This window comes from Marinobacter sp. DS40M6, from assembly GCF_028581595.1.
Lineage (GTDB): Bacteria > Pseudomonadota > Gammaproteobacteria > Pseudomonadales > Oleiphilaceae > Marinobacter > Marinobacter salarius.
In genome coordinates this window covers 197,599-208,031 of the sequence record NZ_JAFCAE010000008.1, presented here as the reverse complement: position 1 = coordinate 208,031, position 10,433 = coordinate 197,599, and the positions used below count along the sequence as shown (strand labels likewise).

Annotated in this window: 8 protein-coding genes and 1 rRNA gene; 1 reads left to right on the top strand and 8 read right to left on the bottom strand. The window is 55.6% G+C overall.

All coding sequences use genetic code 11. The features are described from left to right. The 5 genes from JJO78_RS18800 to JJO78_RS18780 form a co-directional block, all read right to left on the bottom strand. Nucleotides 1–264, bottom strand: a 16S ribosomal RNA gene (locus JJO78_RS18800); the annotation flags it as partial. A gap of 422 nt (nucleotides 265–686) precedes the next feature. Next, nucleotides 687–1,538, bottom strand: coding sequence for a CDP-diacylglycerol--serine O-phosphatidyltransferase (gene pssA / locus JJO78_RS18795; RefSeq protein ID WP_036203693.1), 852 nt, complete (start codon nucleotides 1,536–1,538; stop codon nucleotides 687–689). A gap of 90 nt (nucleotides 1,539–1,628) precedes the next feature. Beyond that, nucleotides 1,629–2,645 (bottom strand): ketol-acid reductoisomerase, encoded by a 1,017-nt coding sequence (gene ilvC, locus JJO78_RS18790; RefSeq protein ID WP_007155057.1) that lies wholly within the window; start codon nucleotides 2,643–2,645, stop codon nucleotides 1,629–1,631. 68 nt (nucleotides 2,646–2,713) lie between these two features. After that, a complete protein-coding gene (ilvN, locus tag JJO78_RS18785) occupies nucleotides 2,714–3,205 on the bottom strand; it encodes an acetolactate synthase small subunit (RefSeq protein ID WP_007155058.1) in 492 nt (163 codons plus the stop codon). 2 nt (nucleotides 3,206–3,207) lie between these two features. After that, a complete protein-coding gene (locus JJO78_RS18780; protein WP_151981384.1) occupies nucleotides 3,208–4,926 on the bottom strand; it encodes an acetolactate synthase 3 large subunit in 1,719 nt (572 codons plus the stop codon). 498 nt (nucleotides 4,927–5,424) lie between these two features. Between JJO78_RS18780 and JJO78_RS18775 the strand changes: the two genes are divergently transcribed. Then, nucleotides 5,425–5,883 carry a DUF4124 domain-containing protein gene (locus JJO78_RS18775; RefSeq protein ID WP_193216583.1) on the top strand — a complete coding sequence of 153 codons (459 nt, stop codon included), beginning with the start codon at nucleotides 5,425–5,427 and terminating at the stop codon, nucleotides 5,881–5,883. Nucleotides 5,884–5,950: 67 nt separating this feature from the next. Here JJO78_RS18775 and clpB read toward each other — a convergent pair whose 3' ends face one another. The 3 genes from clpB to rluD form a co-directional block, all read right to left on the bottom strand. Next, on the bottom strand, nucleotides 5,951–8,527 hold the full coding sequence (clpB, locus tag JJO78_RS18770; protein WP_151981389.1) for an ATP-dependent chaperone ClpB: 2,577 nt from the start codon (nucleotides 8,525–8,527) through the stop codon (nucleotides 5,951–5,953). A gap of 143 nt (nucleotides 8,528–8,670) precedes the next feature. After that, entirely contained in the window at nucleotides 8,671–9,414 is a 744-nt protein-coding gene (pgeF, locus tag JJO78_RS18765; RefSeq protein WP_151981391.1) for a peptidoglycan editing factor PgeF, read from the bottom strand. After that, the gene (gene rluD, locus JJO78_RS18760; RefSeq protein WP_151981393.1) at nucleotides 9,404–10,381 is read right to left on the bottom strand and encodes a 23S rRNA pseudouridine(1911/1915/1917) synthase RluD; all 978 of its coding nucleotides are present in this window, start codon (nucleotides 10,379–10,381) and stop codon (nucleotides 9,404–9,406) included. Before rluD ends, pgeF begins: the two co-directional genes overlap by 11 nt. Nucleotides 10,382–10,433 lie beyond the last annotated feature (52 nt).

Sequence of the window (10,433 nt, the reverse complement as noted above, 5' to 3'; positions counted from 1 at the left end):
CTCTTACCCCACCAACTAGCTAATCCGACATAGGCACATCCAATAGCGCAAGGTCCGAAGATCCCCTGCTTTCCCCCGAAGGGCGTATGCGGTATTAATCCGGGTTTCCCCGGGCTATCCCCCACTACTGGGCAGTTTCCTATGCATTACTCACCCGTCCGCCGCTCGTCAGCGGGGAGCAAGCTCCCCCTGTTACCGCTCGACTTGCATGTGTTAAGCCTGCCGCCAGCGTTCAATCTGAGCCATGATCAAACTCTTCAGTTTAAATCATACAAGAATCCGAAGATCCTCTATTCTTGCTCAAGACAAAACTCAATTTCGACGAGTCACTGTCCTGATATTTCGTATCCGAAATACCTCGGCCAGCGCCCACACGAATTACTTGGTTAACTTTTTAAAGAGCGTTCGGGGCTTGCCCGATCAAGGTGGCGTATTCTACATCGAATCGCTGCCTTGTCAACCGTTTATTTTGACTTCGGCTTTAAACCGAAAAACTGCCAACAAATTCAAACGGTTGCCTTTCAATTTCTGGTCCGCCTCGGCGGCGTTCCCCTCGAAAGAGATGCGCATTTTACAGAGCCCTGAGAATGTGTCAACGAGGTTAATCAATTAATTTTACTCTGTTTCGGTTACCCCCTATAACGCTGATCAAACCGCAATCAGAACGTTCATTTTTCAGGCCGAAATTACGCCGATTCGCCTGCCGAGCGGCGCGATTTTCTAAACAGTGCAAAAACCGGCCCCGACAACGCATAGATAAGGAACCCGCTAAACAGGACTGTTGCCGGATCAAGCGCGACAACCACAAACATCAGCACCACCAGGAGTATTGCAGCGAACGGCACCCGCCCCCGCATATCCAGGTCCTTGAAACTCTTATAGAGAATGTTGCTGACCATCAACACACCACAACCGCCAACGACAATGATCGTCATGAGGGTTAGCCAACTGGCCGGCTCCATCGCATGAAAACACCACACTAACCCGGCAACACACGCTGCAGCCGCAGGACTGGGCAGCCCCACGAAAAACTTCTTGTCCATGGAGCCGATCTGGGTGTTGAATCGCGCCAACCGCAAAGCAGCTCCCGCCACATAGATAAAGGTAATGGCCCAACCAACCTGACCAAGACTGTTCAGCGACCAGAAGAACGCCACCATACCCGGAGCCACACCAAAGGCGACCATATCCGCGAGACTGTCGTATTCCTCGCCGAACTTACTCTGAGTATTGGTCAACCTGGCAACCCGACCGTCAAGCCCATCCAGGATCATGGATACAAAGATCGCAATCGCGGCATTGTCGAATACGCCGTTTGCGGCGGAAACGATCGCGTAGAAGCCAGAGAACAGGGAAGCCGTTGTCAGCGCATTAGGCAGCAGGTATATCCCCTTGCGACGAACCGGCGCCCCCTCTACCAACTCTTCCTCGACAACTTCGCCGGACTCAATATCATGTTCATGACCAGAGGCGTCTGACCGCCCCCGAACATCTTTCTTTTCAGCCTGTGTTTCGGCCTGCTTCTTTTCATCAGTCATTCCAATCACTCCGGAAAGCATTTAGGCGGAGTATATACGAAAAACGCGGCCACCCGGGCCGCGTTTTCCAAACCAGTCCGAGGTACCGGATCAGTTTTTGTCTTTGTCCACGATCTTGTTCGCGGAGATCCAGGGCATCATGGAGCGCAGTTTTTCGCCAACGGTCTCAATCTGATGCTCGGCATTAATGCGGCGACGGGCCGTCATGGACGGGTAGTTGCTGCTGCCTTCCTGAATAAACATCTTGGCGTATTCACCGGTCTGGATGCGCTTCAAGGCATTGCGCATAGCTTCGCGGGATTGCTCGTTGATGATCTCCGGACCAGTCACGTACTCACCATACTCCGCGTTGTTGGAGATGGAGTAGTTCATGTTGGCAATACCGCCCTCGTACATCAGGTCAACAATCAGCTTCAGCTCGTGCAGACACTCGAAGTACGCCATTTCAGGCTCGTAACCGGCATCCACGAGTGTTTCGAAGGCCGCCTTTACCAGCTCAACGGTACCACCACAGAGAACAGCCTGCTCACCAAACAGATCGGTTTCAGTCTCATCCTTGAAGGTGGTTTCGATGATGCCGGTGCGGCCGCCACCGATACCGCTGGCGTACGAGAGCGCCAGGTTCTTGGCGTTGCCGGAAGCATCCTGGAAGATGGCAATCAGATCAGGGATACCGCCGCCACGGGTAAATTCGGTGCGCACAGTGTGGCCCGGCGCTTTCGGGGCAATCATGATCACATCCAGATCTTTGCGCGGCACGATCTGGTTGTAGTGGATCGCAAAACCGTGGGCAAACGCCAGAGTGGCGCCCTGCTTCAGATTCGGCTCGATCTCTGCGTTATACAGTTGGGCCTGGAACTCGTCCGGCGTCAGAACCATAACTACATCCGCTGCGGCAACTGCTGCGGGAACGTCACTGGTTTTGAGGCCATAGGCTTCCGCCTTGGCAATGGAAGAAGAACCTGGGCGCAGACCAACCGTTACATCCACACCGGACTCTTTCAGGTTGCATGCATGCGCGTGCCCCTGTGAGCCAAAACCGATGATGGCAACTTTCTTGCCCTGAATGATGGAAAGATCACAATCCTTATCGTAATAAACCTGCATGGAAAACCTCTATAATATTGTATTGGCCTTTTGGGGGCCGTCATTGTACAGAATGATGTCAGTGCCTGTTACAGGCTTAATACCTTTTCACCACGGGCGATGCCCGAAACCCCGCTGCGAACAACCTCAAGCACGCCCGAGGTACCCACCGCCTGAATAAAGCCGTCCAGTTTTTCACTGGCACCGGCCAACTGAACGGTATAGACCGAGCTGGTAACATCCACGATCTGGCCACGGAAGATATCAACCGTACGCTTGATCTCGGCACGCTGGGACCCGGTGGCCTTGAGCTTGACCAGCATCAGCTCACGCTCGATGTGGGAGCCCTCCGTCAGATCCACCAGCTTGACCACTTCAATCAGCTTGTTGAGCTGCTTGGTGATCTGCTCGATGACTTTGTCCGAGCCTGTGGTTGTTACCGTCAGGCGCGACAGGGTTTCGTCCTCGGTCGGCGCCACCGTCAACGTTTCAATGTTGTAGTTACGCTGCGAGAACAGACCAACAACACGGGACAGTGCACCGGGCTCGTTTTCAAGCAAAACAGAAATGATTCGACGCATGATCAGACCCTCTCCGTCTTGCTGAGCCACATGTCCTTCATTGAACCACGGGCCACCTGCATCGGGTAGACGTGTTCAAAACGGTCCACGTAGATATCAACGAAAACCAGCCGGTCTTTCATCGCCAGCACTTCTTTGAGCTTTGGCACCAGATCTTCCTTTCGGTCGATTCGGACACCAAGGTGGCCATAGGCCTCTGCCAGTTTGATGAAGTCCGGCAGGGACTCCATGTAGGACTGGGAGTGACGGGACTCGTAGTTCATGTCCTGCCACTGCTTGACCATACCAAGGGCCTGGTTATTCAGATTGATGATCTTTACTGGAATATCGTACTGACTACAGGTCGACAGCTCCTGGATATTCATCTGGATACTGCCTTCACCGGTAATGCAAAGCACCTCGTCATCGGGGAAGTTCAACTTGACCCCCATAGCCGCTGGCAGGCCGAAGCCCATGGTGCCAAGGCCGCCGGAGTTGATCCAGCGATTGGGCTTATCAAACTTGTAGTACTGGGCTGCAAACATCTGGTGCTGACCCACATCGGAGGTCACAAAGGCTTCACCATTGGTAAGCTTCCAGAGCGCCTCCACCACTTCCTGAGGCTTGATGACATCCGGGCTGGTCTCGTAACGCATGCCATGGAATGCCCGCCACTCTTCAATCTGCTTCCACCAGGCAGCAATTGCGTCGGCGTCAGGCTTTTCCTTGCTCTCTTTGACGAGAGTGATCATTTCCTTAAGCACCGCATCCACCGGGCCAACAATGGGAACATCCGCATCAATGGTTTTGGAGATGGAGGCCGGGTCGATATCGATATGGACAATGCGGGCACCGGGACAGAATTTTTCTGTCGCGTTGGTCACCCGGTCATCGAATCGCGCACCCACACAGAGGATAAGATCCGAATGATGCATGGCCATGTTGGATTCGTAGGTGCCATGCATGCCCAGCCAGCCGATGTGTTGAGTATCAGAGGCCGGATAACACCCAATGCCCATCAGAGTGTTGGTAATCGGATAACCCAACATCCTGACCAACTCGGTCAGCTGATCCGTAGCCTTGCCGAGGATGACACCGCCGCCCGCATAAATAATGGGACGCTTGGCTGCCATGAGCATATCGACGGCTTTCTTGATCTGCCCAGCGTGGCCACGAATGGCCGGATTGTACGAACGGAGCTTGACCTTCTTGGGAAAGACATACTCGTAGCGCTCGTTTGGCGTTGTCATATCTTTCGGGATATCAACAACAACCGGTCCGGGACGACCTGTTGAGGCAATGTAATAGGCCTTGCGAACGATCTCGGGGATCTCTTCCGGATGACGGACACTCAGGTTGTGTTTCACGACAGGACGGGAGACACCGATCATATCGGTCTCCTGGAATGCATCTTCACCAATCAGAGTCGATGCAACCTGACCGCACAGGACCACCATCGGGATGGAATCCATGAAGGCAGTGGCAATGCCAGTGATGGTGTTGGTGGCTCCAGGACCCGAGGTCACCAGAACGGTGCCCGGTAATCCGGTAGCACGGGCATAACCGTCGGCCATGTGGACCGCAGCCTGCTCGTGACGCACCAGAATGTGCTTGACTTTGTCCTGCCTGAACAGCGCGTCATAAATATGCAACGCTGCACCACCCGGATAGCCATATATGTATTCGATCCCCTCATCTTGCAGGGACCGGATCAGCATATCGGCGCCAGACAATAACTCCACGATGTTCTACCCTCTTCTACGAGTGAATGAGCCGGGAAACGTCCCGGTTGCCTGGATGTCCGGACATCATGCTTCTTGTGAAAGCTGAACCGGATACTCCGCCACACCAGCTATTAAGAGGTTGTCTCCTGGCCAGCCGCCCTCCTGAGGGTTGCGGAGAACGGCCAATCAACGGGTTGCACGTAAGCAACAACCAGTCCGCGACCTGCGCGGGGCATTCAGTGTGGTAATTAACGGGGGATACTCGCTCGGGATTGCCTGCCGTATTGACCCCAGTCTTCAGGCAATCGGTAATTTTGACAGCGCTAAACTCCCTGTCAATAGCGGCGGCTGTTTTCTCTGCCCGTACCCACCGAAGGTCTGCCATACTTTGTGCAACTATTTGAACCAGATTGAAGAAACTTGCCTTTACAAATGGCATGATAAACATAGGCTAACATAGAGACGGGGCCGCTACGGGCGGAACTTCGACAAGGCTAACGCGGAATGAGCAACGGCATGAACAGAAAAATCCTCACCCTGGCAGTACTTCTGGCTGCGACACCATCAATGGCTTTCGCGGCTTCCGTGTATAAATGGACCGACGAAGACGGGGTTACGCACTTTGGCGATCGGCAGCCAACCGGACAGCAGGCGGAGTCCGTCAATGTTCGCACCGGCAAATCCTCCGGAGGCAACCGGATGAGCCCGCAGGAACAATTGGAACAGCTCGAAACCCGGGAAGCCAAAGAAAGCGAGAAGCGCCAGGAAAGCGCCGTAGAGGAAGCGCGGCGCAAACAACGGGAAGCCAACTGCGAAACCGCACGCACCAATCTTAAGCTAATTCAGCAGAACAGCAGGATCCGTATAGAAGAGGAAGGGGAACTGCGGTATCTGACCCCCGAAGAAATCGAGGAGCAGAAACAGCAGTTTGAGAAAATCGCAGAGGAAAACTGCGGCGAACCTGCCGAAGGTTAATGCAAGAGACACTCTGGTTGGATCCGGACGAGGGAGAGCACAATGCTCCGCCTCGTCGCTCCTGACACTACGCTTTCAAGAACTCCAAACCATGATCTTTGACCGACCCACGAATGGTATCACCGGGCAGGAAGTCCCCTTGCAATAACCTCTGGGCCAGCGGATTCTCAATCATCCGCTGAATGGCCCGCTTCAATGGACGAGCACCGTAAACGGGGTCGTAGCCAACTTCCGCCAGCAACTCCATCGCTGCGTCGTCCAGCATCAACGACATATCCTGCTCTTTCAGGCGCTTGCCCAGAGCATTAATCTGAATCCGGGCAATGCCCTGAATCTGGCTTTCAGCCAGCGGATGAAACACCACCACTTCATCCACCCGGTTAATGAACTCTGGCCTGAAGTGAGTACCCACTACGTCCATAACGTCCTTCTTCATGGCCTCGTAGTTTTCCTCACCCGCTTTCTGCTGAATGATGTCCGACCCCAGGTTTGAGGTCATCACGATGACGGTATTGCGAAAATCCACCGTTCTGCCCTGACCATCTGTAAGACGCCCATCCTCAAGCACCTGCAACAGGATATTAAATACGTCCGGGTGCGCCTTCTCAACTTCATCCAACAACAACACTGAGTAGGGCCGGCGACGGACGGCCTCGGTCAGATAGCCACCCTCTTCATAACCAACGTATCCCGGAGGGGCACCGATCAGCCGAGCGACGGAATGCTTCTCCATGAACTCAGACATGTCGATTCGAACCATGGCCTCCTCGGTATCGAAGAGGAACGACGCCAGGGCTTTGCAGAGCTCGGTCTTACCCACACCGGTCGGCCCCAGGAACAGGAAAGAACCATTAGGGCGGTGAGGGTCTGACAGTCCTGCACGGGACCGACGAACCGCGTTGGACACAGCCTCAACGGCTTCGTCCTGACCGATGACACGTCCATGGAGGGCTTCCTCCATTCGCATCAGCTTGTCGCGTTCGCCCTCGAGCATCTTCGAAACCGGAATACCCGTCCACTTGGACACCACTTCGGCGATTTCCTCATCGGTCACGCGGTTACGCAGCAGCTTCATCTCCATCATTTCCGCCTGGCTCGCCATATCCAGTTGGCGCTCCAGCTCCGGAATCCGGCCGTATTGCAACTCCGACATGCGCCCGAGATCGCCTGCACGGCGGGCATTTTCCAGATCGATCCGGGCTTGTTCCAGTTGGCTCTTGATCTTCTGGGAACCATGCAGTGCCGCTTTTTCGGTATTCCAGACCTCTTCCAGGTCCGCGTACTCACGCTCGATACCGGAGATGACATCCGAGAGCTCAGAAAGTCGCTTCTTGGAGGCGGCATCGGTTTCCTTTTTCAACGCCTCCCGCTCTATCTTCAATTGGATCAGACGCCGCTCAAGGCGATCCAGCGCTTCTGGCTTGGAGTCCATCTCCATGCGGATCTGGCTTGCAGCTTCATCCACCAGATCAATGGCCTTGTCCGGCAACTGACGGTCAGCGATGTAACGATGAGACAACTTGGCCGCTGCGATGATGGCACCGTCTGTGACTTCCACGCCGTGATGAACTTCGTAGCGCTCCTTCAGGCCGCGGAGGATCGCTATGGTGTCCTCCTCGGTAGGCTCCGAGACCAATACCTTCTGGAACCGACGCTCAAGGGCGGCGTCTTTCTCAATATTCTCGCGATACTCGTCAAGGGTGGTGGCGCCCACGCAATGCAACTCCCCGCGCGACAGGGCGGGCTTGAGCATGTTGCCGGCGTCCATGGAGCCTTCCGCTTTACCGGCGCCGACCATGGTGTGAATTTCGTCGATGAACAGGATGATCTGCCCTTCCTGCTTGGACAACTCATTCAGCACGGATTTGAGGCGCTCTTCAAACTCACCCCGGAACTTGGCGCCCGCAATCAGCGAGCCCATATCCAAAGACAGCACGCGCTTGTTCTTGAGCCCTTCTGGCACCTCGCCGTTGACAATGCGCTGGGCAAGTCCTTCTACAATTGCGGTTTTACCCACACCGGGCTCACCAATGAGCACCGGATTGTTCTTGCGACGACGCTGCAGTACCTGAATGGTCCGACGGATTTCATCATCGCGACCAATCACCGGGTCCAATTTGCCAGCCTCGGCACGTTCGGTCAGATCAATGGTGTATTTGGAAAGCGCCTGGCGATGCTCTTCTGCAGACGCATCGTCAACCGACTCGCCACCCCTGATCTCATCGATGGCACGCTCCAATGCGGATTTGTCGACACCCTGCTCCCGCAGAACCCGCCCAAGGCTGCCCCGATCCTCTAGCGCGGCCAGCAGCAGCAATTCGCTGGAAATGAACTGGTCACCACGTTTCTGCGCCAGCTTGTCGGCAATATTGAAGAGCCGGCCCATGTCGTTTGACATAGAGACATCGCCGGCAGAGCCCTGCACTTCCGGCAGGTTTTCAATCTCCCGGGCCACAGCCTGGCGTATCCGGGAAGGCTCAGCGCCCGATTGTTTCAACAGCGGCTTGATGGAGCTGCCTTCCTGGTCCATCAGCGCCTGCATCAGGTGCACGGGTTCTATAAAGTTGTGATCCCTGCCTACCGCTAGCGACTGGGCGTCGGCCAGTGCTGTCTGGAGTTTGCTGGTCAGTTTGTCGATTCTCATAATTCGGTCTTCCCAAATCTCTGTCACTTAACCGATGGAAGACTTCCATCGGCGACATTGCGTCTGCTTTGACAGTTAATGTAGGGGCGTTTGGTGGGAGTTCAAGCAGACCGGACGGGAAAGTGTCAGAAAATTGACGAACGTCATGAGATGAATATCAGGCTTGCCATTCTCCCGGTTTGCCCGTCTCGACGATAGGAGAAAAAACGCTCACGATCGGTCACCGTGCAGAATTCACCACCGTAGACCTGAAGCACACCTGCCATTGCCAGCCTCTGCCGGGCAAGCTCATAGATATCCGCAAGATAATGCGTTGGATTTCGCGGATTGGAAATGAAGGCATCACCCGACTGGGAATCATTCATCAGGAAGGCCCCTCTCACCTCAGGGCCAACCTCAAACTGCTCAGGACCGATGGCTGGCCCCAACCACGCCAAGACGGCAGCAGGATTACCCAGATACTCAACCGTTCGCTCCAGAACGCCACCACACAAACCGCGCCAGCCAGCATGGGCAGCGGCCACCTGGCCACTGGCAGGGTTGCAGAAAAGCACCGGAAGGCAGTCCGCTGTCATCACCACACATGCCACCCCAGGCTGGGAGGTCACACTGGCATCCGCGGTGACCGAACCCGACTGCGGCAACTGAGCGACATCGGTACCATGAACCTGATTAAGCCAACCGAATGACTGGGCGCCGGGCTCAGCCCACTGCCCAAGCAGGGACCGATTTTTCGCAACATCATCGGGATGATCTCCCACATGCGTGCCGAGGTTCAGGGACTGCCACGGCGCCCGACTGACCCCGCCCATTCTCGTCGTGCATGCGGCATGAACCCAGGCCGGAGCGGGCCAGTCAGGGACAATCACCGGCAGTTCAGACGTCATGGTTCTCCAGCTCCTTAACGTGCTTGCGAAGTGCGGCCAGCAGACCCTCGATGTCATCGGGCAATGGCATCTCCCAGGTCAGTATCTCACCGGTTTGCGGGTGCTCCAACGTCAATTGGCGTGCATGGAGCGCCTGCCGCTGGAAACTTGCCAGCACGTCTCTCAATTCGTCTGTTGTGCCTTTCGGCAGACGTAGCCGACCGCCATACTGAGGGTCGCCCACCAATGGATGTTTCACGTGGGCCATATGCACCCGTATCTGGTGGGTACGGCCGCTCTCCAGCTTACAGCGAACGTGGGTGTGCGCTGCGAAGCGCTCCACCAGGCGATAATGCGTTACCGCCGGCTTACCGGTAGGCACGACCGCCATTTTCTTGCGCTCACGAGGGTGGCGACCAATCGGTGCATCCACCGTCGAGCCTCCAGTAAGGGTGCCAACCACAATGGCTTCGTATTCCCGCCCCATGGTCCGGGTCTGCAACTGGTCGACCAGCGATGTATGAGCAATCAGGCTGCGCGCTACCACCATGATGCCGGACGTATCTTTGTCGAGACGATGCACAATCCCTGCTCTGGGCAGGTTCTCCACTTCCGGGGCATGGTTGAGCAAGGCATTGACCAGGGTGCCGTCAGCGTGGCCTGCCGCCGGGTGGACCACGAGGCCCGCAGGCTTGTTAATGACCAACAGGTGCTCGTCTTCATACACAATATCCAGGTCTATCGATTCCGCTTCCCAACTGACTTGCGCTTCCGGCTCCGCGTCCAGATCGAGCCGGTCGCCCAGCATTACCTTGTCCCGGGGCTTACAGGTTTTTCCATTGACCGTCAGTGCGCCGCTTTTGATCCAGCCCTGCAGTCGGGAGCGCGAGTGCTCCGGCATCAGTTCGGCCGCAGCCTGATCCAGGCGGCGGTCGCTGTGCTCCGGTGGAATGGAGAAGCTGGCGATAATACGGTTTTCAGATGACATTGAGCCCCCGGGGCCGGTATGAGTGTTACGTTTGAGTCAGAATTTCTGAATC